Source organism: Streptomyces sp. 3N207 (assembly GCF_052246355.1).
GTDB lineage: Bacteria > Actinomycetota > Actinomycetes > Streptomycetales > Streptomycetaceae > Streptomyces.
Genome location: NZ_JBQQBV010000017.1, coordinates 1 through 22,500 on the forward strand (window position 1 = coordinate 1; position 22,500 = coordinate 22,500).

Genomic DNA, 22,500 nt, shown 5'->3' on the forward strand with positions numbered 1-22,500 from the left:
GCTCAGCTCCCAACCCAGCTCCACCCCCCACCCCGGCCGCCGTCCCCGCGCAGGTCCGCCAGGGCGTGTCTTCCCGCCGCGACACGGCGCGACTCGGGGATCCCGCCGCTCTGCTGGCGGTCTCGCCTGTGCGGCCGCCCGTCGTGGAGTTGGGCGAGCTGGCCGGGTGGGATCCGCTCCCGCTCTCGGTGCGGGACGCCCGGCGCAGCGCGGGCCCGCTCCGCGAACGCCTGGCACCCCGCCTCCCCCATGCGCTCGCCCCCGCCACGGCGCAGCTCACCGAAGGGGCACGGCAGCTACTCCCCCAGGATGCGCAGCCGCTCGCGGAGATCTCCCGGCTCAGCCTGGTCCGCGACCGTGTCACCGCCCTTCATGACGTGTCTCTCTCGCTGTACGCCGGGGAGATCGTGGCGCTGATGGGGCGCAACGGAGCGGGAAAGTCCACCCTGTTGAACACTCTCGTCGGGATGCACCGGCCCACCTCGGGCCAGGTCACCGTCGGCGGGAAGGTGCCGCACCGTACGCGGCCGTCCGAGCTGCTGCGCCACGCGGGGCTCGTCCCGCAGGAGCCACGTGATCTGCTCTATGCGGACACCGTCGCCCACGAGTGCCGGTCCGCCGACGGCGACGCGGGTGCCGCGCCCGGCAGCTGCCGGGCGCTGGTCTCCCGGCTGTTGCCCGATATCCCTGACACCACTCACCCCCGTGATTTGTCGGAGGGCCAACGGCTGGCCCTCGCGCTGTCGATCATCCTGACGGCCCGGCCGCCGCTGTTGCTGTTGGACGAGCCCACCCGCGGGCTGGACTATGCGGCCAAGGCCCGGCTGGTCGCGCTCTTGCGTGAACTGGCCGCCGAGGGCCATGCCATCGTGCTGGCCACCCACGATGTCGAGCTCGTCGCAGAGCTGGCCCACCGCGTCGTCGTCCTCGCCCAGGGTGAGCCCGTGGCCGACGGGCCCACGGACGAGGTCGTCACCTCCTCACCCGCATACGCCCCGCAGGTGTCCAAGATCCTCGCCCCCCAGCCCTGGCTGACCGTCAGCCAGGTGAAGGAGGCGCTGTGATCCGCCGCGCCGCCAAAGGGGCACCCCCGGCGGTACGGGCCGTTCGGCTGGGGCCGAAGTCCGTTGCCGCGCTGGCTCTCACCAGCGCCACCGGCGTGGTCGCGTTCGCCTGGCCTCTGCTGGCCGACCGGACCTCCGGGCTGGCGCATTCCCAGGACGCTCCCTGGCTCTTCGCCGCACTGCTCCCCCTTCTGCTTGCCGTCGCCGTGGCGACCGTCTCCGAGACCGGGCTGGATGCCAAGGCCGTGGCCATGCTGGGCGTGCTGGCCGCGGCCGGTGCCGCGCTGCGTCCGCTGGGTGCGGGAACCGCGGGTCTGGAACCGATGTTCTTTCTGATGGTGCTCTCCGGCCGGGTGCTGGGGCCGGGTTTCGGATTCGTTCTGGGTGCTGTCTCGATGTTCGCCGGGGCCCTGCTCACCGGTGGGGTGGGGCCTTGGATGCCGTTCCAGATGCTCACCATGGGCTGGGTGTCCATGGGAGCCGGTCTGCTGCCCGGGCCCGCCACCTTGCGGGGCCGGCGTGAACTTCTCCTCCTCGCCGCGTACGGGGCTGTCTCGGCCCTGCTCTACGGCTTGGTCATGAATCTTCAGGGCTGGCCTTACATCGCAGGGCTCGGCTCCGGTTTCTCGTTCGTGCCGGGTGATCCCCTCCAGGAGAATCTGGCCCGGTACGGTGCCTATGTGCTGGCCACTTCGCTGGGCTGGGATGTGCCGCGGGCGCTGCTCACCGTGGTGCTGACCCTGTCGCTGGGCGGTACGGTGCTGCGGGCGCTGCGCCGGGCCACCCGTCGTGCCGCCTTCGACACCTCGCCGGTGTTCGTGAGGGAGTCGGGAAGTGAGATTCCCGTGTTCCTGCCCGACCCCGACGGGCAGGAACACGGGCCCTAAGGCGAGTCCTGCTGTACGCGTTGTGCGCGCGGACTCGCGGCTTCTCTTCCGGACGCCTCCAGGCGCGCTGACCTGCGCTGGCTCCGGGGCACTCTGGTGGTGCTCCAGTGGTGGTTCAGCTGGTTGCTCAGCGATTCGTCGCGGGGGCCGACGCCTGTCTGCCGGATATCTGCTCCGCGTACGGCGCCGTGGGCCGATGGCCCGGCGCAGGGAGGTAGCGGCAGCTTGCGGTGGGTGCCGTGGAATTGGGCGAATGCACCGCATGCGGTGCATGGCGAGAATCAGCTGCCGCTGCGTGGGCGCCGACGACGACCGGGTCTGTGAGCAGCCCGGTCACCGCCAGCTCGCCCAAGCCTGTCCTTTGTTGCATCGTCTGCTCGGCCACGCTTGAGCCCCCCGTTCGACCCCCGTTGACGCCGGAGAACGCTCGTTCTCCGATCAAGTAAGACTGTATCGTAGAGAACGACAGTTCTCAAGACCAGAGGAGAACAGCGGGGGAGACGGGGAGAACGGGGCAGCATGGACAGCGAAGCCACGACCGAGGCTCGCATTCTCAGCGCGGCGGACGCGCTCTTCTACGAGTACGGCGTACATGCCGTGGGCATGGACAGGATCCGTGACGCCTCCGGCGTCTCACTGAAGAAGATCTACAAATGCTTCCCGTCCAAGGGGGCCCTGGTGGAGGCATATCTACGGCGCCGGGACCGGTGGGCCCGCACCGCGCTGGAGGAGCGGGTGGCCTGCCACACCGATCCGGAGGAGCGGGTGCTGGCGGTCTTCGACTGGCTCTACGACTGGGTCGACGGGCCGGACTTCCACGGCTGTGCCTTCATCAACGCCTTCGGCGAGCTGGGCGCGGACTCCCAGGGGGTGGTCGACGCGGTACGCGACCACAAGGCTGCCGTCCGCAACTACCTCCAGGACCTGGCGCACGAGACCGGCGCGTCGGAACCGGAGTGGCTCGCGGCACAGTTGGCGGTCCTGCTCGACGGGGCGATGAGCAACGCCTCCATCACCGACTCGCCCACCCCGGCGCGCCACGCCCGCTCCGCCGCGAAGACGCTGCTGAACGGCACGACGGCGCCGGTCGCCTAGCCGGTCGCCTGGCCCACCACCTCCGAGCACCACCGTGTCGGCGCCCGGCGGGTCCTGCGCGCGGAGGGGTCGGGCACGCGGAGGGGTCGGACACCCGGCGGCCGCCCCTCCAGCCGCTGGAGGCCCTACAGCCGCTGGAGGCCCTACAGCCGCTGGAGGCCCTACAGCCGCTGGAGGCCCTACAGCCGCTGGAGGATGGTGGCGGTGGACAGGGCGCCGCCCGCGCACATGGCGATCAGGGCGAACTCCTTGTCGGTGCGTTCGAGTTCGTGGAGTGCGGTGGTGATGAGCCGGGCTCCGGTGGCGCCGACGGGGTGGCCGAGGGCGATGGCTCCCCCGTTGACGTTGACCTTCGCCAGGTCCTGTTCGAAGACCTGGGCCCAGGAGAGCACGACGGAGGCGAACGCCTCGTTGATCTCGACGAGGTCGATGTCCTTGAGGGACATCCCGGCTTTGCCGAGTACGGCCCGGGTGGCGTCGACGGGCCCGTCGAGGTGGAAGTGGGGGTCGGCGCCCACCAGGGCCTGGGCGACGATACGGGCGCGGGGGCGGAGCTTCAGTGCGCGGGCCATGCGCTTGGAGGCCCACATCACGGCGGCGGCGCCGTCGGAGATCTGTGAGGAGTTCCCGGCGGTGTGCACGGCGGTGGGCATGACGGGTTTGAGTGAGGCGAGGGCTTCCATGGAGGTGTCGCGCAGCCCTTCGTCGCGGTCGACGTAGCGCCACATGCCCTGCCCTGCGGCCTGCTCCTCCTCGGTGGTGGGCACCTGCACGGCGAACGTCTCGCGTTTGAAGCGCTCTTCGGCCCAGGCGGTGGCGGCGCGTTCCTGGGAGAGGAGGCCGAGCGAGTCGACGCGTTCGCGGGTGAGGCCGCGGTGGCGGGCGATGCGTTCGGCTGCCTCGAACTGGTTGGGCAGGTCGATGTTCCACTCGTCCGGCCAGGGTTTGCCAGGGCCGTGTTTGGAGCCGCTGCCCAGCGGCACACGGGACATGGCCTCCACGCCGCAGCCGATGCCGATGTCGATGACGCCGGCGGCGACCATGTTCGCGACCATGTGGTTGGCCTGCTGGGAGGAGCCGCACTGGCAGTCGACGGTGGTGGCGGCGGTCTCGTAGGGCAGGCCGACGGCCAGCCAGGCGTTGCGCGCCGGGTTCATGGACTGTTCGCCGGCGTGGGTGACGGTGCCGCCGACGATCTGTTCGACGCAGTCGGCGTGGATGCCGGTGCGGCCGAGGATTTCGCGGTAGGTCTCGCCCAGCAGATAGGCGGGGTGCAGATTGGCCAGGGCACCGGAGCGCTTGCCGATGGGGGTGCGTACTGCCTCGACGATGACGGGTTCGGCGGCCATGAGTCGTCCTCTCCAGCCCGGCTGGCTCCCCACCAGCACAACTAGTACGCGTTCTAGTTCTCCGGACAGTGTGCGGAGCGCGCTCATCGCCGCGCAAGGGTCCCGCACGGACCGCAGCACATTCCGCAGCGCTCCGCAGAGCGGCCACAGCGCATCCGCGACCCCTCCGCGCAACACCCCCTCAGCACACTCGCCGTCCCCTCCGTCGCACGCTGCGTACACAGGAACTGGCGCCGCACCCCTTGCCACTTGTAGAACCCGTTACTACCTTCGGGGGTCTTCTGATGGGCCGTCAGAAGAGGAGTGGAGCTGCCGATGTCCTCCTGCCCCGCGCTGCCCGACGGGTTCGACTTCACCGATCCGGACGTCTACCAAGAGCGCGTCCCCCTCCCGGAGTTCACGCTGCTGCGTGAGACCGCGCCGGTGTGGTGGAACCGGCAGCCGCGCGGTGTGGCGGGCTTCGACGACGAGGGGTACTGGGTGGTGACCCGGCACACGGACGTGAGGGAGGTCTCCACCCACCCGGAGCTGTACTCCTCCAATCTGAACACCGCCGTCATCCGGTTCGCCGACCATATGAGCCGCGACCAGATCGACGTCCAGAAACTGATCATGCTCAACATGGACCCGCCCGAGCACACCCGGGTCCGGCAGATCGTGCAGCGCGGCTTCACTCCCCGCGCCATCCGCGCGCTGGAGACGGCGCTGCGGGAACGCGCGGCGCGGATCGTACGGAACGCCAAGGACAGCGGCAGCGGCGACTTCGTCACCGACATCGCCGTCGAACTGCCGCTCCAGGCCATCGCCGAACTCATCGGCATCCCGCAGGAGGACCGCTCCCGTATCTTCGACTGGTCCAACAAGATGGTCGCCTACGACGATCCCGAGTACGCCATCACGGAGGAGGTCGGCACCCGGTCGGCGGCGGAGCTCGTCTCGTACGCGATGACGATGGCCGAGGCCCGCAAGGAGTGCCCGGCCCAGTACGCCGGGGACATCGTCAGCCGTCTGGTGGCGGCCGAGGGCGAGGGCAATCTCAACGCGGACGAGTTCGGCTTCTTCGTGATCCTGCTGGCCGTCGCGGGCAACGAGACCACCCGCAACGCCATCAGCCACGGCATGCACGCCTTCCTCACCCACCCCGACCAGTGGGAGCTCTACCGGCGCGAGCGCCCCGGAACCGCGGCGGAGGAGATCGTGCGCTGGGCCACGCCCGTGGTCTCCTTCCAGCGCACCGCCACGCAGGACACCGAACTGGGCGGGCAGAAGATCTCGGCCGGGGAGCGCGTGGGCCTGTTCTACTCCTCCGCCAACAACGACCCCGAGGTCTTCGAGAACCCGCACGTCTTCGACATCACCCGCGACCCCAATCCGCACCTCGGGTTCGGCGGCGGAGGGCCGCACTTCTGCCTCGGCAAGAGCCTCGCCACCCTGGAGATCAACCTCATCTTCGACGCCGTGGCCGACCTCACCCCCGGTATCTCCCTCGCCGGTCCCGCGCCGCGCAGGCTCCGCTCGGCCTGGCTGAACGGCATCAAGGAGCTACGGGTCGACTACGGCTGAGCGGCGCCCCGGACAGGCGGAGCAGCTCAGTCCTGCCCGGCCGGCGCTCTGCGGTCCTCGGAACTCGACTGGCCGGGCAGTGAGGGACCCGGCACCGCACGGGTGGCGGGCTCGGTGCGGGTGTCCGCGTCGGCCGCCGCCCGGCCCGCCCCGGCCGCCGGACCGCCCTCGGCCGGTGCTGCGCCGCCCCGGATCCGGGCGAGCCGGCGCTGGACGTAGAAGCCCGCTGCCACGACTGCGACGCCACCCGCCGCATCCAGCAGATAGTGGTTGGCGGTGGCCATCACCACGTACGTCGTCAGCAGCGGATAGAGCACGCCCAGCGCCCGCAGCCAGCGGTTGCGGGTGATCATGAAGACGACGATCGTGCACCACAGCGACCAGCCCACATGCAGCGACGGCATCGCCGCGTACTGGTTGGACAGCTGGGTCAGCGCACCGAAGTCCGGGTTGGACAGGTCCTGCGGGCCGTGCGCCGTGTCGATGTAACCCTGGCCCGGCAACAGCCGCGGCGGCGCGAGCGGGTACAGCCAGAAGCCGACCAGGCCCAGCAGCGTGGCGAAGCTCAGCGCCGTACGCGCGGCCCGGTACTGCGGCACGCGGCGCGCGTACAGCCAGCCCAGCAGGGCGATCGGCACCAGGAAGTGGAACGTCGTGTAGTAGGTGTCGCAGGAGTCCCGCAGCCACTCCGTGCGCGCGGCCAGCCTGTTGAGGCTGTGCTCCATGTCGATGTGGAGGAAGGACTCCGCGGTCAGAATCTGGTGACCGTGGCCCTCGGCCAGGGAGCGCGAGTCGGGCGCGTGGCCGCGGACGTAGGAGTACGCCCAGTAGCCGACACGGATCAGCAGCAGCTCCAGCATCAGGTTGGGGCGGCTGAGCGGGCCCGACGGCTGCGGGTCGGCCCAGGCCGGGGAGGTGCGCAGGACGAACGGGACGGCGCAGGACGCCAGCACCGCCGCCAGCAGCACCGCGTTCTCGCCGAGCACACCGAACGCGGCGACCTTGGGCACCAGCGCGGTGCCGTCCAGCGTCATCACCATCACCACGAACACCGGCCACACCACCCGGTCCCCGGTCCGCCGGCCGACCCGGCCCACGACCGCCAGCAGCACCCACAGCTGCTGGTGCTGCCAGGCCATCGGCGAGGCCACCACCGCGGCGCAGCCCACGACGGCGGCGGCCAGCAGCAGTTGCCCGTCACGCGCATACCGCACCGCGCGGCGCAGCGCCAGCCAGCTGACGGCGGCCACCAGCACGACAAGCAGGACCGCCTCCGGCCGGCCGTGCAGCCCGGCACGCAGCAGGGCGCCGTGCAGCGACTGGTTGGCGGTCGCGTCCGCGGGATCGCCCAGGCCGACTCCCGCGACGTGGTGTATCCAGTACGTCCACGAGTCGTCCGGCATGGCGGCCCAGCCGGCGAGGGTGCAGATGAGGAACGTACCCGCGCCCGAGACGGCGGCCGTGCGGCGCCCGGTGAGCCACAGCAGCGGCACGAACAGCAAGGTGGCGGGCTGCAACGCGCCCGCGACACCGATGAGTACGCCGCCCGCCTTCCCGCCCAGCGCCTCCACGGCCTTCTTACGGAGGCTGCCCGGCTTCCCGCGGACAGCACCGGCCAAGGGCCCGCCGCGCCCGGTGTGTTCCGCGCTGCGGTCACGCTGGTGCTGCTCGCCGCCCAGCAGCCAGCCGACCAGCACCAGCAGCACCGGCAGCACGCTGGTCTGCCCGAGGTGGAAGGTGTTGCGCACCGGCACCGACAGCACCAGCAGGCTCAGCGCGACCGGCACAGCGAACAGCGCGGTACGCCGCGGGACCGGCCCGGGCAGCGCGCGTGCGGCGACCACACCGACGGCGGCGACCAGCAGCATCGTGCCCAACGTCCAGGCCACGCCCAGCCCTTGCTCGGCGGCCCGGGTGAGCGGTTTGAGGACCAGCCCCGCGAAGGGCGTCCCGGTGAAGGGCGTCTCCCCGTCGTAGAGGGAACCGTGCACGCGCAGCACGCCGTTGTCACCGATCCAGGCGAACAGGTCGACGAGCCGCTCGTCCTGAGGGAGCCGCAGCACGGCCGCCGCCTGCCGGACGGCCAACGCCAGGGCCAGCAGCCACAGCCCCACCAGCGCCATCCCTGAACTGGACCCCAGCCGCCCCCACTGCCGGGCCGGTTTCCGATACGACGGTCCACCCGGTCCGCCTCCGGACGGGTGCCATGTGCCGCCCCGCTCCGGCCCCTTGGGCCCCTTCGCCACCGATTCCGCCGCCACGCCCCGCCGTCTCCGTCCTGTCCGCCGGTGTTCTTCTCCGCGGGTCCCCCGCACTCGTCCGGATCCGCCCCGCCCCACCCTGAGAGCCGGCCTTCAGGCCCACCCCGAAAGCTAGCCTTCAGGTCAGACGCAAGAAACCTACTCGCTACCTGACAGCTGCGTGCGACCGGCCACCAAGCCGGACAGACCTGTCACCGGGGCGGCGGCGTGCTCCGTGCGGTGAGGCAGGATGGGCCCATGAGCATCGTCAAGATCAACGCGCTGACCGTACCCGCTGACCAGCGGGAGGTACTCGAAGGACGGTTCGCCGCGCGCAAGGGCTTCGTGGAGAGCGCCGACGGCTTCGAGTGGTTCGAGCTGCTGCGCCCGCTGGAGGGAACCGACCGCTACCTCGTCTACACCCGCTGGCGGGACGAGGAGTCCTTCCAGGCGTGGATGAACGGCCCCATGAAGGAGGCCCACCAGCGGGCGAAGGGCGCGGACAGCGGCACGGAGGCCAAGCCCGCCGGCTCCGGGGCCGGGACCGGGGGCGCCGAGCAGCCGAAGCCCGCAGCGACCGGCTCGGAGACCTGGTCGTTCGAGGTCGTTCAGCAGGCGCCGCCGAAGAAGTGACGCCGGGCGGGCCGCCGCGCGCCTGAGGGGTCAGCCTTCGAACGTGAGGCGTACGCGGCCGTCCGCGAGCCGGGTGGCGCGCACCTGCTCCAGGTCCGGTACGTGCACGGTCGGGCCGTGTTCACCGGCGCGCGGGCCGACGCCGACGACCGGCATACCGGCGGCCAGACCCGCCGCGATGCCCGCACCGGAGTCCTCGAACACGGCGCACTGGTCCGGCGGAAAACCCAGCTCCGCCGCGCCCTTGAGGAAGCCCTCGGGATCGGGCTTGCTGGCGCTGACATCGGCGGCGGTGATACGGACCGCGGGCATACCCAGCCCGGCCGCCGCCATCCGCGCCTCGGCCAGGGCCGGGGTCGCGGACGTCACCAGCGCGTGCGGAAGATCCTGGAGCGCCGCAAGGAAGGCGGGCGCGCCGGGCACGGGGACGATGCCCGCGGTGTCGGCGGTCTCCTGCGCGAGGAGGACGCGGTTCTCCGCGTAGTTCTGCTCCATCGGGCGGTCCGGAAGCAGCGTGGCCATCGTCATGTGCCCCTGGCGGCCGTGTGCGACGCGCAGCACCTCGTCCGGGTCGAGGCCCTGCCCGACGGCCCAGCCCCGCCAGACCCGGGCGACCACGGCGTCGGAGTTGACGAGCGTGCCGTCCATGTCGAGCAGCAGCGCGCGGACGGTGAGCGGCGGTATGGGCATGCGAGGGGCTCCCGGGATCGCGGTCGGCGCACGGCTGTCGGAACGCTGTGCGGCTGCGGAAGGACGGCCGCACAGCTGTCGGGGAAGCTGACGAGAAACAGATGGCCCGCCCGCCGGTCAGGGACGCCCCTTCCGTCAGGTGAGGGACACGGGCGGGACCATTTGTTTCTCCATCATACAAACCAGTCCGGGAATCCGGCCACCCCTGCGCGTGCTTTCCGCCTGCCGACTCCTTCGTGCGCTTCCGCTCAGCCCGACGTCCGGGCCTCCAGATGGCGCCGGGTGACCGGGCCGTACTCGCCAGCCGGGTCGTCCCGCAGGTGGTAGTGCGCCTGGTAGCGGAAGACGGCCTCCTGGACGCGCGAGGAGTAGACGCCGTCCTCCGACGCTTCACGGTCGTAGTAACCGGCCTCCTTCAGACGGCGCTGCAGCTCGACGACCTCGCCGCCCGAGTCTCCGGGGCGCAGCGTCTCGCCCGAGGAACTGCCCGGCCACTCCGGACGCGGGCGGCCGTGGCCCCAGTGCCCCTCCCCGGAGGCGCCGGGACGGCGGGACGAGTGCCCCTTTCCGCTCCGGGAGGGAGACGGACGCGTGGTGTGTTCGCCGCGGTCCCGGTTGGCGCGGGGCGTTCCGGCGGCACTGGTGCGGGAGGGAGCGGGCGCGGGCCGCTCGCTGCGCTCCGGCTTCTCCTCGGCGGACGGGGAGGAGGAAGGCAGGTCGTCGGTGGGCGCTCCGGTCGGCATATGGCGCAGCGCACGGCCGTCCCCGGTGCGGCTGCCGTCGTCGGTCAGCAGCTGGGTGGTCAGCAGGCCGCCGCCGAGCACCGCCGCCACCCCGACCCCGGCGAACACCGCCGTACTGGGTCTGCGGCGCTCCCGCATCCGGCGGTGGGCCGCGGGCGCCGGGCCGGCTCCGGAAGGCTGCGCACTGCGGCGCCCTTCGCCCCGCCTGTCATCCGATCCGGTGACGGCGGGCAGTTCGGCCGTCTCCTCCGTGCCGTGCGCCGCGAACGGCGACAGGTCGGGCAGCGGCACATGGGCGTCCCCGGCGCTGCCGGCCGCCTGCTCGGGCGCCTCGTTCTGCGACGTCTGCGCGGAGTCGCTCTCGCCCAGCCGTACGTAGGGGCGGATGTGCAGCGGATCCTCCGGACCCGGCCGATCCTGCGGCTCCCGCTCAGTGTGTGTGCACGACTGCGCGCTCCCGCCGCACTCGGGACATCGTCCGTCCCCCGTCATTCCGGTCCCCTCCCCTGGCACCGCCACTCCGTCCGCTGCACGGCGGCCGTGCCCGAATCGCCAGCAACTGTCCAGTGCTGGACCATACGCGGTCAAGGACGGTCAGGGTCAAGCGCGCAGGAAAGGCCGACGGGTGGGGAAAGTTCGCACTGCGGGAAAGTTCACCCGTCTCCGCGCAAGTCCGTGTGGACGTCTGCAAGTCCCTGTGGACGCACCTGCGTAGCCGCCCCGCCGATGTCATGGTCGAGAGCCCTCACGGTCACGAGGGGAGACTCACGCTGCCCGCGGCGGCTCCGACTGGCCCGCCTCCGCGTTCAGTTGCCGTACCAGCTCCGTCAGGTCCGTGGGACGGTCGGGTGTCCACCAGTCGCCCAGCAGCTCGGCCAGCTGCTCCTGGCGGGCGTCGGAGAGGGCGCGCGCCGCCTGTTCGCCGCGCGGGGTCGCCACCAGTTCCAGCCCCGCCCGCGTCGCCAGCCCGCGCTCCTCCAACTCCCGTGCGCCGTCGGCGACGACGCGGCGGGGCACCACCCCGGCGTCCTCCAGCAGCGCGGGCTCGACGGGGCCGTCGTAGTGCACGCGCAGCAGCATCCAGGTGGCGGCCGGGGCCAGGTCGAGCCCGGCACCATGGGCGATCCGCGCGTACAGGTCGCGCCGGCCCTCGATGGTGCTCAGCCGGGAGAGGGCCCGGGTGACCTCGTCGGCGGGGCTGCGCTCGACCGGGCACGCGCCCAGGGTCTCGCTCTCGTCGGGCACCTGCACGCTGCGCCGCAGCCGCTGCTCGTGCAGCAGCCAGGTCAGCACGAAAGCCAGCGCGGCGAGCGGCGCGGCGTAGAGGAAGACGGCTGTGATGGAGGTCGAGTACGCGTCCAGCACCCCGCGCCGGGCACCGGCCGGGAGCCGGCCGACGGACTGCGGGTTGTGTTCGAGGGAGTCCGGCGTGATCCCGGCGGGCAGCGTCCGGCCGCGCAGCGCGTCGCTGAGCTTGCCGCCGAGCCGGGAGGCGAAGATCGTGCCGAAGACGGCCACGCCGACCGCGGCACCCACGGAGCGGAAAAAGGTGATACCGGAGGTGGCCACCCCCAGGTCCCCGTAGCCCACGGCGTTCTGCGCCACCAGCACCAGCACCTGGAGCACCAGCCCGAGGCCGAGGCCGAAGACGACGAAATAAACACCCATCTCCCACTGCGAACTGTCCGGCGTCATCCGGTGCAGCAGAAGCAGTCCGCCGGTGGTGATCGCGCTGCCCAGCACCGGGAACACCTTCCAGTGCCCGGTGTGGCTGATCAGCTGGCCGGACAGGGTGGAGGAGGCGACCACGCCCAGCACCATCGGCAGCAAGTGCACGCCCGACATCGTCGGCGAGATCCCGTGCACGACCTGCAGAAAGGTCGGCAGGTAGGTCATACAGCCGAACATGGCGAAGCCGATGATGAAGCTGATCGCCGCACAGAGGGTGAAGTTGCGTACGGCGAAGATGCTCGGCGGCAGGACCGGCTCCGCCGCCCGGCGTTCCACCGCGACGAACCAGCCGAGCAGGATGAGCGCCAGCAAGGACAGCACGTAGATCTGTACGGAGTTCCACGGCCAGGTGGTGCCGCCCAGAGAGGTGACGAGTACGACACAGGTGGCGACGGCGGCGATCAGAAAGGTGCCGAGATAGTCGATGCGGTGCCGCTCGGCGTACACCGGGATGTGCAGCGCGAGGAGGATCACCACCATGGCGACGGCGCCGATCGGCAGGTTGATGTAGAAGACCCAGCGCCAGTCCAGGTGCTGGGTGAAGAACCCGCCCAGCAGCGGGCCGAGCACGCTGGTGGCACCGAACACCGCCCCGAACAGACCCTGGTAGCGGCCACGTTCGCGGGGCGGCACCAGGTCGCCGACGATCGCCATGGACAGCGTGATCAGACCGCCGCCGCCCAGACCCTGCACCGCGCGGTACCCGATGAGCTGCGGCATGTCCTGCGCCACCCCGCACAGCGCGGAGCCCACCAGGAAGATCACGATGGCGGTCTGGAAGAGGCGTTTGCGGCCGTACTGGTCGCCGAGCTTCCCCCACAGCGGAGTGGCCGCTGTCACGGCCAGCAGATAGGCGGTCACCACCCAGGACAGATGCTCCATGCCGCCGAGGTCGCTGACGATGGTGGGCAGCGCCGTCGCGACGATCGTCTGGTCGAGCGCGGCCAGCAGCAGCCCGAGCAGGAGTGCGCTGATCGGCAGCAGTACCCCGCGAGTGCGAGGTGGTGCCGGTGCCGCCACGTGTTCCCCGCTCATACGCCCACGGTGCCCCGCCGGGTGAGGCACAGCCCGCCGGCCGCCTCCGTTCGGGGGACGCTTGGGGGTTGACAAGCGCCGCAGGGGACGCGCGCCCCGAAGCGGGGAACGGCGCGACGGCCACCACCCACCCGCAGCCTGCGGGCAACGGACAGGCGCACCCCTACCCGGCACCGGGAGCCGCCGGGCAACCCTCAGGCGACGGCCTCATAAAGGCTGAACGCGGCCAGCCCCAGCATCAGCAGTGCCGCGACCCGGGTGATCAGCCGGAGCGGTACGTACTTCATCAGGGTGCGGCCCCCCAGAATGCCCAGTGCGGCCACCGCCCACAGGGCGAGAACGGCACCCACGCCCACCGAGAGGGGGTCGTCGTAGCGGGCTGCGAGATTGGCGGTCATGATCTGCGTCAGATCGCCGAACTCGGCGACGAGGATCAGCATGAAGCCGCTGCCCGCCACCTTCCAGAACGACTGGTCGGCGGGCGTACGGGCCTGCTCCTCCTCGTCGTCGTCCTTCTTGAGCAGCAGCATGGCGGCGCCCACCAGGAACAGCACGCCGACGATGCCCTGCACCAGCCGGTGCGGCAGCAGGGTGAGCACACTGCCCGCCGCGACGGCGAGGACGACATGGAGGAGGAAGGCCGCGGCGACACCCGCGAAAACGTAGGACGCGCGGTAGCGGGTGCCGAGCATCAGCCCGGCCAGGGCCGTCTTGTCCGGCAGCTCGGCGAGGAAGACGACGCCGAACACGACGGCGGCGACGGTGAGGCTGAGCACGGGGTTCCTCCGGGGTCGGGGCTGCCGCACCGGCGCGAGCTCACTTCGGCACGGCAGCGTCATGGGCTGTCCGTGCACCGGGCACGAACGCGGACACTGCGGCCGAAGGTCTCGCTGGCGCGGCACCGCCACCGGATGGCGGACGCCTCGCTCCGGGCGCCGGGCCCGCACGCGGCGGGCCAGTGTGTCGACGGTCCGGCGAAGAGCTACTCCCCTTCAGACTCGCCCGACTGTACGCGATATCCGCACACCGGCGCGATCGGCGCTCCGTGTGGCACGGGAGGCGCAGGACGTCGGAGAGGGGGACAGGGAACCAGCCGTGTAACCAACTCCCGTACGAGGTCCGTCAGGTGGGTGTATCGCGAGTGGCCGGGGGCTCATTCCCGGGCAGGCTCTTGATGTGACGTGCACACGACCGTCAGGCTGTGTGCCGCACCATCAACAGCACCACCCGACGGCACCACCGCTCAACTTCCCCCCACATATGGGAGTTCGCATGGCGCACAAGCACCGGACAGCCCTCACCCTCTACGCGCGTCGACGCTGGTCGGCGCTCATCGGCACCCTCGCAGCCGCTGTCTGCGGACTGCTGATCGCCCTCACCATGGGCGCCTCCCCCGCCGCCGCCGAGCCACCGACGCCGCCGAGCGCGTCCGAGGCGACCACGATGCTCGGCGAACTCAGCGAGAAGGCCGAGGGCTCGATGGACGGCTACTCGCGCGAGAAGTTCCCCCACTGGATCGACCAGGACGACAACTGCGACACCCGCGAAGCCGTCCTCAAGCGGGACGGTGAGGGCGTCGAGACCGGCAGCGACTGCTACCCGACCAAGGGCACCTGGAAGAGCCCCTACGACGGGGGGTCCTGGACCAAGCCCTCCGACGTGGACATCGACCACATCGTGCCGCTTGCCGAGTCATGGCGCTCCGGTGCCTCCGACTGGTCCCAGGACAAGCGCCAGGAGCTGGCCAACAACCTCAAGATCGCCCAGCTGATGGCGGTCACCGACAACATCAACCAGGAGAAGGGCGACAAGGACCCCGCCAAGTGGATGCCGTCCGAGTCCGGCTACCACTGCACCTACGCACGCATGTGGATCTGGGTCAAGCACAGCTACGACATGACGGCGGACTCCGAGGAGAAGGCGGCCCTCAAGAAGGCCCTGGGCACCTGCTGAGGCCGTACCCGGTCAGGAAACTGGTCGGACGGCTCCCTCGTTCCGTACGGTGCGGGTTCAAGGCCCGCACCGTACGGCGCCACACGGACGAGGGAGATCCGCATGACCGGCCTCCGACTGGGCCCGCTGCTGCGCTACGTCGACCAGGACACCGCCACCGTCTGGGTCGAGACGGACGCTCCCTGCCGCGCCGAGGTGCACTGCGAGGGCTCGACGGCGGGCGGGGTGGCCCGCACCTGGCAGGTCGCCGGGCACCACTACGCGCTGATCACCGTCGTCGGTCTGGAACCGGGAACCGAGACGCCGTACCGCGTCACGCTGGACGGCGAGCAGGTGTGGCCGCTGCCCGGCTCACCGTTCCCCACCAGCACCATCCGCACCCTGCCGCCGCCCGATGCGCCCCCCGCCGAGACGGCGCCCTTCCGGATAGCTTTCGGCTCCTGCCGCTGGGCGGCCCGCCCCGCGGGCTCCCGGCACGATCCGATGGGGCCGGACGCGCTGGACGCACTGGCCCACCAGGCCCTGACCGGCGGCCCCCGCCCGGACGTGCTGCTCCTGCTGGGCGACCAGGTGTACGCCGATGAGACCTCCGAGCCGGTCCGCGCGAAGCTCGCCCGGCGCCGCGACGTGCGCACACCGCCGTGGGACCAGGTCGCCGACTACGAGGAGTACACCGAGCTGTACTACGAGTCCTGGCTGGACCCGGAGGTGCGCTGGCTGCTGTCCACCGTCCCCAGCTGCATGATCTTCGACGACCACGATGTGATCGACGACTGGAACACCAGCGAGGCGTGGCAGCGCGAGATCCGCGCCACCGGCTGGTGGCGCGAGCGCATCCTGGGCGGGCTGACCTCGTACTGGGTCTATCAGCACCTGGGCAACCTCTCACCGGCCGAACTCGCCGAGAACCCGATCTTCGCCGCCGTACGGGCCGCCGACGACGGGGCGCCGCCGCTGCGCGCGTTCGCCGAACGCGCCGACCAGGACCCGACCGCGGCCCGGTGGAGCTACCGCAGGGACTTCGGCCGGATCCGGCTGGTGATGATCGACACCCGGGCCGGCCGCGTACTGCCGGAGAACGGGCGGCGGATGGTGGACGACGAGGAGTTCGACTGGCTGCACGAGCAGGTGCTCGACGGCGGGCCGGGCGCCGTCGACCATCTGGTCCTGGGCAGCTCGCTGCCGTGGCTGCTGCCGCCCGCCGTGCACGGCCTGGAGAGCTGGAACACGCTGCTGTGCTCGGGCGCACGCGGGCCCCGCTGGGCGCGGTTCAGCGAAAAGCTGCGGCAGCGCGCCGACCTGGAGCACTGGGCGGCCTTCCCGCACTCCTTCCGCGGCCTGAGCGAACTGATCCAGCGGGTTGCCGCCGACCAGGACGCACCCGCCACGGTCAGCGTCCTGTCAGGTGATGTGCACCACGCGTACGTCACCGAGCCCGAGTTCGACGACCTGAAGGTCGCCGGCGGCGGACAGCGTTCCCGAGTGGTGCAGCTCACCTGCTCGCCGATACACAACGACATCCCGGCGGTGATGCGGTCCGGTTTCCGCTTCGGCTGGAGCCGGGCCGGGCGCCGGCTCGGACAGCTGCTGGAGCGGCACGCCCGCGCCGAGGAGCCGCCCTTCCGCTGGCGCCGCACCGGCGGCCCGTGGTTCGGCAACATGCTGATGACGCTGACGCTGCACGGCCGCGACGCCGGGTACGCGCTCGACCAGGCCCGCCCGGCAACCTCCGCGCCGGACGGCACCCCCCACTCAGCCCTGGAGCGGGTCTTCGGCGGCCGGCTCAGCGGAGCGGAACCGGCCGCCGATCAGAATTGACAGCCCCTCATGTGTCGCTGAGAGGGACCGAGAAGCAGGCCAGCCGGGCACCCGCCTGACCCGCGTGACCCGGCTTGGTGCTGGTGCGCATCTCGTGCAGGACGACCGATCTGGCCTTGCCCTCGCGGAAGGTCCAGTTGTGGCGGGAGACAGCCTCGCCCCGGCCCTTGTGGTCGGTGGTGAAGTCGAGCCACACCTCGTAGCGCGGATTGGCGTAGCGGGGATCGGTGGAGGGCTGCACCGGGTCCTTACGGTGCTGGTAGTGCGGGCCCGAGTCGTCGGGCCTGGCACCGCACGGCTTGGTGTGGACGTGCGCCCCGTAGGTGCGGTTCGGGAGCAGACCGCGCACCTGCAGCCGCACGGTGGTGCGGTGCTCGGTGGCCTTCCGCGCCACCATGATGCCCGCCCCGGCGGGCACCTTGGACCGGTCGTAAGTGACCGCGTCGGGACGGATGAAGGCGTTCGCCGGCGCGAACCGGTCGTAGCGCACCAGGATCGACGTCCGCTGGTCGCCAGGGCCCGCCGCCTCCGCCGAGGTGACCTTGGCGGCGTCTGCGGCATCGGCGTCCGCGGTGTGCCGGATGACCGGGTCGGAGCTGTCGGCGGTGCCGCGGCCGAGCCGGAAGAGGCGGTTCACGACCGGGCTGCCGACGATCTCGACCTCGCCGGAGCCCACCTTCACCCGCACGCTGCCGAGTTCGCCGTCACGGAGGCTTTCCGGCAGGTCGCGGAGGTCCTTCAGCGCCGCGAGACGGTCGATGTCCCCGTCGGCCGCCTCCGCGCTGTCGTCGGCATCGTGGCCGAGGTTCTCCAGGACGTCGGTCAGGCGCTGGAGGGCCAAATGGCCCGCGTGGGCCGCGCGTTCCGCATCGTCTCCCGGTACATCGCTCGCCGTACTCGACCCGCTCCCCGCGAGCAACGCCGTCACCAGCGTGACAACTGCCGCTCCCCCCGCCCCCACCATGCGCATACGTGCCCTCATCGTGCCGGCCTCCACTGATTCACGGTTGTCCGATGGTCCGATTCCGTGACATCCGTATCCAGCAGCGCCGCCGAAGTGACGCCACGTGCACCCAGCGGCCCTGAGCGGGGGACCCGGGCGTACGCTGTACGGCGGTAGACCGCCGACCGACGAGAGCCGGGCAGGGGAAGAAACGGGGACAGCAGTGCCGGAAATCCTGGGGTCGGTGACCGGATCCCCGTGGATCTATGTGGTCATCGCCGTATCCGTACTGCTCGACGTCTTCGTGCCGGTACTGCCCAGCGGCGTCCTGGTGATCGCCGCATCCACCGCAGTTGCGGGGACCACCGCTGCCGACGCCGCCGATCTGCCCACCGCCGCTGCCCGTAGTGCGGCCGAGAGCGGCCGTCTCGTCGAGGTACTGCTGTTGATGCTCTGCGCCGCGGTCGCCTCCGTACTGGGCGATCTGGTGGCCTGGCGGCTGGCCTGGCGGGGCGGCGACCGCTTCGACCGGGCCGTCGCCCGCTCCCGCAGGCTCGCCTCCGCGCAGCAACAGCTCGGCCGCGCGCTCTCCCAGGGCGGCGGTGCCCTCGTCGTCCTCGCCCGGTTCGCGCCCGCCGGCCGCTCGGTGGTCAGCCTGACCGCGGGCGCCACGCACCGCAGCGCACGGGACTTCGTGCCCTGGTCGGCGCTGGCCGGAGTGGCCTGGGCGGCCTACAGCGTGGGCCTCGGCTACTTCGGCGGCCAGTGGCTGGGCGCCAGTTGGCTGGGCACGGCCGTCTCGGTGCTCGCGCTGTTCCTGGCCGGCGGCTTCGCCGCGTATCTGATACGGCGTGAGCCGGACGCGGAAGCGGAAGCGGATGGGGACGCGGCCGTCGGCCTGGACGCAGGCCCGGAGACGGGAGCGGAACTGCGGGGCAGCAGCCCCGCCGAGGCGGCCACGGCTGCGGACCTGTTGCCGGCCGCGGACGCGCCGCCGGCCCGCGAAACGCTCCCGGCGGGCGTCGTTCTCCCCGGGCCCACCACGTTCCCCGTTCTGCCGGTACTGCCGATGCCGCCCGTGCTGCACGTACTGCCGACGATGCGCACGGCCGCGGACGGCGACACCGAGGACAGTACGGTCACGAACTCCGCCGTGGTGCCGTCGGCGCCCGCGTGAACTCGTAGGCGAGCGGGCGGATGGTACGCAAGTACCGGACGCCGACCTTCTTCTGACGGCCCGTGATGCTGTTCGTGGCGGAGACCCCGCTGTGCCCGCGTACCCGCCCCGCCGATGATGTGGCAGCGCCGTAGCCGTACGCCTCGCGGGACCTGTCGTCCGCGGCGTCCCCAGTGACCACCAGAGGTCGAGCTCGCGCAGCTGGGCACGGCGAGAGGCCCCCGCAGATCTGCGGGGGCCTCTCGCGTTGCTGATCAGAGCCGAAACGGCTCGGTGGGCACAACTGGGATCGAACCAGTGACATCCTGCTTGTAAGGCAGGCGCTCTACCGCTGAGCTATGCGCCCGGGGGTGGTGTGGGACGACAGCGTACCTTGCCTGGTGGCGGGCAGCGCAAACGTGGGGCGGCGGGAGCGGTCCGTGAACGAATCAGCTCGTGTGTTCGTTGAGCCCAGGTGGGAGAATGAGCACGGGTCGAAGAGCCACAGGCACGTACGGGGAGAGGTTTCGTGACGGCGATGAACGGCGGTGGCACCCGCCGCTGGGGCTGGGGCAATGGCCGCGCGGAACACCTCCGGGCCGATGCGCAGGCCGCGAAGGACGCCGCCGCAGCCGCCTTCTACGAACTCGACACCGCCCAGCGTGAGCTGCGTATCTCCATAGAGACGATCAGTGCCGTCGACAGCTCCCCCGCCGGCCGCAAGGCCGCGGCGGACTTCGCCGAGCTCGGCAGACGTATCGACAGCGTCAGCCATGACTACATCACCGCTGTCGACGCCCACGATCTGGACCGGGACGACCTGGACGCCGCTGTCGCCTCCCGCGCCCGCACCGAGCTGGACCGGGCCCGCGGCGAGCTGGAGCGGGCCAAGGGAGAGCTGGAGCGGTTCGCGCAGAGCCTCGGCCCGCTGCTGACCCGCGCCGAGAACCAGCTCGCCCGACTCGCCCCCGCTGTCGAGCGGGCCCGGCAGGCGCTGCTGGCCGCGAGCAACGCGCTGGATGCCGTACGGGCCAAGGGGCTGAAGGCCGACGACCTCGCGGCCCGGCTGGCGGCCCTCTCGCCCGAGCTGACCAAGCTCAACGAGGGCGCGGGCACCCACGGTGTGCAGGAGACCATCCAGCGTGCCGACCAGGTCGTACGGGAGGCCGAGGCGATCCGCGCCCAGGCCGACGGGCTGCCGCAGAAGGCGGCCGACATCGACAAGCGGATCGCCTCGCTGCGCACCCGCACCGAGGCACTGCAGAACCGGGCCCGGCAGGTGGAGCCCGTCCTCAGCGAGCTGCGGCGCCGCTTCAGCGTGGCGTGCTGGCAGGACCTCCAGCAGGTGCCGCAGCAGGCAGAGCGCTCGGCGCGGCAGGCCGACGAGAAGCTGCGGGAAGCCCGCACGGCACGCGAGGAGCAGCGCTGGCCGGACGCCACGACGCTGCTGTCGACGGTGCGGGCGCTGCTGAACACCACCGACGAGGCGGTGAAGGCCGCCGGAGAGCGGCTGCAACGGCTCAACGAGGTCTCCTTCGACCACTCGAAGGAGGTCGAGCGCACCCGCTTCGCGATCCGCGACGCGCAGCGGCTGGCGATGGCCGGCCGCACCACTCCGGATCCACGGCACGCGCAGCCGCTCGACAACGCGGTGGAGCGGGTGGACCGCGCGGTCGCCTCGCTCACCGGCCGCCACCCGGACTACTGGCACCTGCTCATCGAGCTGGACGCGGTCAAGGAAACGGTGCAGCGGGTGGTCGAGCAGATCCGTCAGGAGCGCGCGGCCGGGCACTGACCCGGCCGGCCGCTACTGAGCGTCGCCGGCCAGCAGCTACTGAGCTGTTGAGGCACGGGCGCCGCGGGCGGATGCTGGAAGGCGAGAGCGAGTGCCTCCGGCCGCCCCGAGGAGGCCCCCCAGTGGCCGCGTCCCCTACCCGTACGTTCCGCTACCGCCGCCTCCTGCCGCGGGGGCGGCGCGTCCTGGACGAGCACATGCCGGTGCACCACAGGCTGAGCCGTATCTACCGTGCGGGAGCCGGGCTGGTGGGGGTGATCCTGACCGTTTTCGGCGCACTGGGGCTCACGGACAACATTGGCTTCTTCGACACCGGCGGCGACCGGGTGGGCGGCCTCAACACCAACGGCGCGCTCAGTGTGCTGTCCATCGTCGTCGGACTGCTGCTCTTCTCCGGCATGGTGCGCGGCGGCAATTTCGCCTCCAGCCTGAACATCACTTTCGGCGGTCTGTTCCTGCTGAGCGGGTTCGTCAATCTCGCACTGCTGGAGACGGGCTTCAACGTGCTCGCCTTCGAGCTCCAGAACGTGCTGTTCAGCTTTGTCGTCGGTCTGCTGCTGCTCGTCTTCGGGATGTACGGGCGGGTGGGCAGCGCCCTGCCGCACGACAACCCGTACTGGCAGCAGCGCCACCTGGACGAAGTCGAACGCGCCCGGCGCGCACGGGACCTGCGCGAACAGCGGACGCTTGCCCGGCTGCGCGGCGAGGAACTGCGGCGCAGTGCCTCGCTCTACGGAGGGAGGGAGCCCGGCGTGAGGGGCCACGCCACGCCCGGCGAGGGAAACCCCTCTGCGGCCCCCGAGGACGGCAGCCGCGGGCGGCGGCGCCGCGGATAGCCCGTGTCCGGCGGATCTTGCCCCCTCCCCCTGCGCAGCTTGGGCAATCTGCGCAGGGGCGCAGGGTGGGCAAGCGCAGCCCTCATACCGGGTACGCAAAAGGCGCCGGACCACCCTGGACGGCCCGCGGGATCAGACGGGCAGCGCGGCACTCATCCGGCGCAGAACCGTCTCGCCCGCCAGTACGCCGCGCTCCGTCAGCGCCCGTACGTGGGGCCGCTGCCAGCCGCTGTCGGCGAGCTCCCCGTGTGCGGGGCGCCAGGCCACGTCGGCGGCGCCCAGCAGATCGGCGTCGAGGAGGGAGTCACCGGCCGCGAAGGTCCGCGCTGTACCGGCCCGGCGGGCCACCTCGGCCACGGCGGCGCTCTTGGTGAGCGGGTGCGGTACGGCGTAGATCTTGCGGCCCTGGAGGGAGACGCTCCAGCCCTGCGGGCCCGCCCAGGCGGCCAGTTCCTTCACCCAGGTGTCGGGCAGCAGCGACCGTTCGACCACCAGGTAGGCGAACAGGCCGTCCGCGACGCGCTCCTTGAGCAGCCACTCGGGGCGCGCCTGGCGCAGCATATGGGCGCGGACCTGGGCCAGCGGGGCGCACTCGGTCAGCCGCTCGCGCACCCGCTCCCGCCATTCCGGGTCGCTCTCGCCGTCGACCAGCAGCTGGCCGCCGTTGGCGCAGACCGCGTAGCGGGGCGGCGGTCCGGGCAGCCGGACCCGGCGGTACTGCTCGGGGGTGCGGGTGGTGGCCGGCACGAAGACCGCGCGGGCGGCCAGCGCGTCCAGCAGTCCGGCGGCCTCCTCCGTCATGAAGGAGAGCGGCTTGTGCTCGTACGTCTCGACGCACAGCAGCCGGGGCGCCCGGGCGTCGGGCATGGTCAGCTCGAGGGCTGCCGCGGAGTAGATGAGGGTGCGGTCCAGATCGCTGGCGACCAGGACGCGTCCCGCCGCGTCGGCGCCGTCGGAGTGCGGCGTCAC

The 22,500-nt window shown here is 71.6% G+C and carries 18 protein-coding genes and 1 tRNA gene; 10 read left to right on the plus strand and 9 right to left on the minus strand.

Annotation, left to right across the window (positions count from 1 at the left end):
- From ACTWP9_RS24490 to ACTWP9_RS24500, 3 genes are all read left to right on the plus strand, one after another.
- Nucleotides 1-1,064, plus strand: a 1,064-nt coding sequence (locus tag ACTWP9_RS24490) for an ATP-binding cassette domain-containing protein (protein WP_443248419.1), incomplete at its 5' end; no start/stop codon positions are given.
- Nucleotides 1,061-1,951, plus strand: a complete 891-nt coding sequence (locus ACTWP9_RS24495) for an ECF transporter S component (RefSeq protein WP_443248420.1) — start codon at nucleotides 1,061-1,063, stop codon at nucleotides 1,949-1,951. The genes ACTWP9_RS24490 and ACTWP9_RS24495, both read left to right, overlap by 4 nt.
- 519 nt (nucleotides 1,952-2,470) lie before the next feature.
- Nucleotides 2,471-3,046 (plus strand): TetR/AcrR family transcriptional regulator, encoded by a 576-nt coding sequence (locus ACTWP9_RS24500; protein ID WP_443248421.1) that lies wholly within the window; start codon nucleotides 2,471-2,473, stop codon nucleotides 3,044-3,046.
- A 179-nt stretch (nucleotides 3,047-3,225) separates the two neighbouring features.
- On the opposite strand, the gene ACTWP9_RS24505 is transcribed toward ACTWP9_RS24500, so the two are convergent.
- Nucleotides 3,226-4,395 carry a steroid 3-ketoacyl-CoA thiolase gene (locus tag ACTWP9_RS24505; protein WP_443248422.1) on the minus strand — a complete coding sequence of 390 codons (1,170 nt, stop codon included), beginning with the start codon at nucleotides 4,393-4,395 and terminating at the stop codon, nucleotides 3,226-3,228.
- 315 nt (nucleotides 4,396-4,710) lie between these two features.
- Here ACTWP9_RS24505 and ACTWP9_RS24510 point away from each other — a divergent pair, with 315 nt between their 5' ends.
- A complete protein-coding gene (locus ACTWP9_RS24510) occupies nucleotides 4,711-5,958 on the plus strand; it encodes a cytochrome P450 (protein WP_443248423.1) in 1,248 nt (415 codons plus the stop codon).
- A 26-nt stretch (nucleotides 5,959-5,984) separates the two neighbouring features.
- Here the strand turns inward: ACTWP9_RS24510 and ACTWP9_RS24515 are convergent, their stop codons facing one another.
- Complete coding sequence (locus ACTWP9_RS24515; protein ID WP_443248424.1) at nucleotides 5,985-8,081, minus strand: bifunctional glycosyltransferase 87/phosphatase PAP2 family protein; 2,097 nt, start codon at nucleotides 8,079-8,081, stop codon at nucleotides 5,985-5,987.
- Between the two features lie 375 nt (nucleotides 8,082-8,456).
- Between ACTWP9_RS24515 and ACTWP9_RS24520 the strand changes: the two genes are divergently transcribed.
- The gene (locus ACTWP9_RS24520; RefSeq protein WP_443248425.1) at nucleotides 8,457-8,831 is read left to right on the plus strand and encodes an antibiotic biosynthesis monooxygenase family protein; all 375 of its coding nucleotides are present in this window, start codon (nucleotides 8,457-8,459) and stop codon (nucleotides 8,829-8,831) included.
- Nucleotides 8,832-8,861: 30 nt separating this feature from the next.
- Here the strand turns inward: ACTWP9_RS24520 and ACTWP9_RS24525 are convergent, their stop codons facing one another.
- The 4 genes from ACTWP9_RS24525 to ACTWP9_RS24540 form a co-directional block, all read right to left on the minus strand.
- A complete protein-coding gene (locus tag ACTWP9_RS24525) occupies nucleotides 8,862-9,521 on the minus strand; it encodes an HAD-IA family hydrolase (RefSeq protein WP_443248426.1) in 660 nt (219 codons plus the stop codon).
- 248 nt (nucleotides 9,522-9,769) lie between these two features.
- Nucleotides 9,770-10,756: a peptidoglycan-binding protein gene (locus ACTWP9_RS24530; RefSeq protein ID WP_443248427.1), complete on the minus strand. Its 987-nt coding sequence runs from the start codon at nucleotides 10,754-10,756 to the stop codon at nucleotides 9,770-9,772.
- Between the two features lie 273 nt (nucleotides 10,757-11,029).
- The gene (locus ACTWP9_RS24535; protein ID WP_443248428.1) at nucleotides 11,030-13,030 is read right to left on the minus strand and encodes a DHA2 family efflux MFS transporter permease subunit; all 2,001 of its coding nucleotides are present in this window, start codon (nucleotides 13,028-13,030) and stop codon (nucleotides 11,030-11,032) included.
- 194 nt (nucleotides 13,031-13,224) lie between these two features.
- Complete coding sequence (locus tag ACTWP9_RS24540) at nucleotides 13,225-13,806, minus strand: TMEM165/GDT1 family protein (RefSeq protein WP_443248429.1); 582 nt, start codon at nucleotides 13,804-13,806, stop codon at nucleotides 13,225-13,227.
- Between the two features lie 496 nt (nucleotides 13,807-14,302).
- Between ACTWP9_RS24540 and ACTWP9_RS24545 the strand changes: the two genes are divergently transcribed.
- Together ACTWP9_RS24545 and ACTWP9_RS24550 are read left to right on the plus strand one after the other, a co-directional pair.
- Nucleotides 14,303-14,983, plus strand: coding sequence for an HNH endonuclease family protein (locus ACTWP9_RS24545; RefSeq protein ID WP_443248430.1), 681 nt, complete (start codon nucleotides 14,303-14,305; stop codon nucleotides 14,981-14,983).
- Between the two features lie 102 nt (nucleotides 14,984-15,085).
- Nucleotides 15,086-16,801 carry an alkaline phosphatase D family protein gene (locus ACTWP9_RS24550; RefSeq protein WP_443248431.1) on the plus strand — a complete coding sequence of 572 codons (1,716 nt, stop codon included), beginning with the start codon at nucleotides 15,086-15,088 and terminating at the stop codon, nucleotides 16,799-16,801.
- A 7-nt stretch (nucleotides 16,802-16,808) separates the two neighbouring features.
- Here the strand turns inward: ACTWP9_RS24550 and ACTWP9_RS24555 are convergent, their stop codons facing one another.
- The gene (locus ACTWP9_RS24555) at nucleotides 16,809-17,783 is read right to left on the minus strand and encodes a superoxide dismutase family protein (protein ID WP_443248432.1); all 975 of its coding nucleotides are present in this window, start codon (nucleotides 17,781-17,783) and stop codon (nucleotides 16,809-16,811) included.
- A 205-nt stretch (nucleotides 17,784-17,988) separates the two neighbouring features.
- Between ACTWP9_RS24555 and ACTWP9_RS24560 the strand changes: the two genes are divergently transcribed.
- On the plus strand, nucleotides 17,989-18,921 hold the full coding sequence (locus ACTWP9_RS24560) for a DedA family protein (protein WP_443248433.1): 933 nt from the start codon (nucleotides 17,989-17,991) through the stop codon (nucleotides 18,919-18,921).
- Between the two features lie 274 nt (nucleotides 18,922-19,195).
- Here ACTWP9_RS24560 and ACTWP9_RS24565 read toward each other — a convergent pair.
- A tRNA-Val gene (locus tag ACTWP9_RS24565) sits at nucleotides 19,196-19,267 on the minus strand.
- A 171-nt stretch (nucleotides 19,268-19,438) separates the two neighbouring features.
- Here ACTWP9_RS24565 and ACTWP9_RS24570 point away from each other — a divergent pair.
- Nucleotides 19,439-20,695, plus strand: coding sequence for a hypothetical protein (locus tag ACTWP9_RS24570; RefSeq protein ID WP_443248572.1), 1,257 nt, complete (start codon nucleotides 19,439-19,441; stop codon nucleotides 20,693-20,695).
- 122 nt (nucleotides 20,696-20,817) lie between these two features.
- Nucleotides 20,818-21,531 (plus strand): DUF4383 domain-containing protein, encoded by a 714-nt coding sequence (locus tag ACTWP9_RS24575; RefSeq protein WP_443248434.1) that lies wholly within the window; start codon nucleotides 20,818-20,820, stop codon nucleotides 21,529-21,531.
- Nucleotides 21,532-21,663: 132 nt separating this feature from the next.
- On the opposite strand, the gene ACTWP9_RS24580 is transcribed toward ACTWP9_RS24575, so the two are convergent.
- Nucleotides 21,664-22,500: an HAD family hydrolase gene (locus ACTWP9_RS24580; RefSeq protein WP_443248435.1), complete on the minus strand. Its 837-nt coding sequence runs from the start codon at nucleotides 22,498-22,500 to the stop codon at nucleotides 21,664-21,666.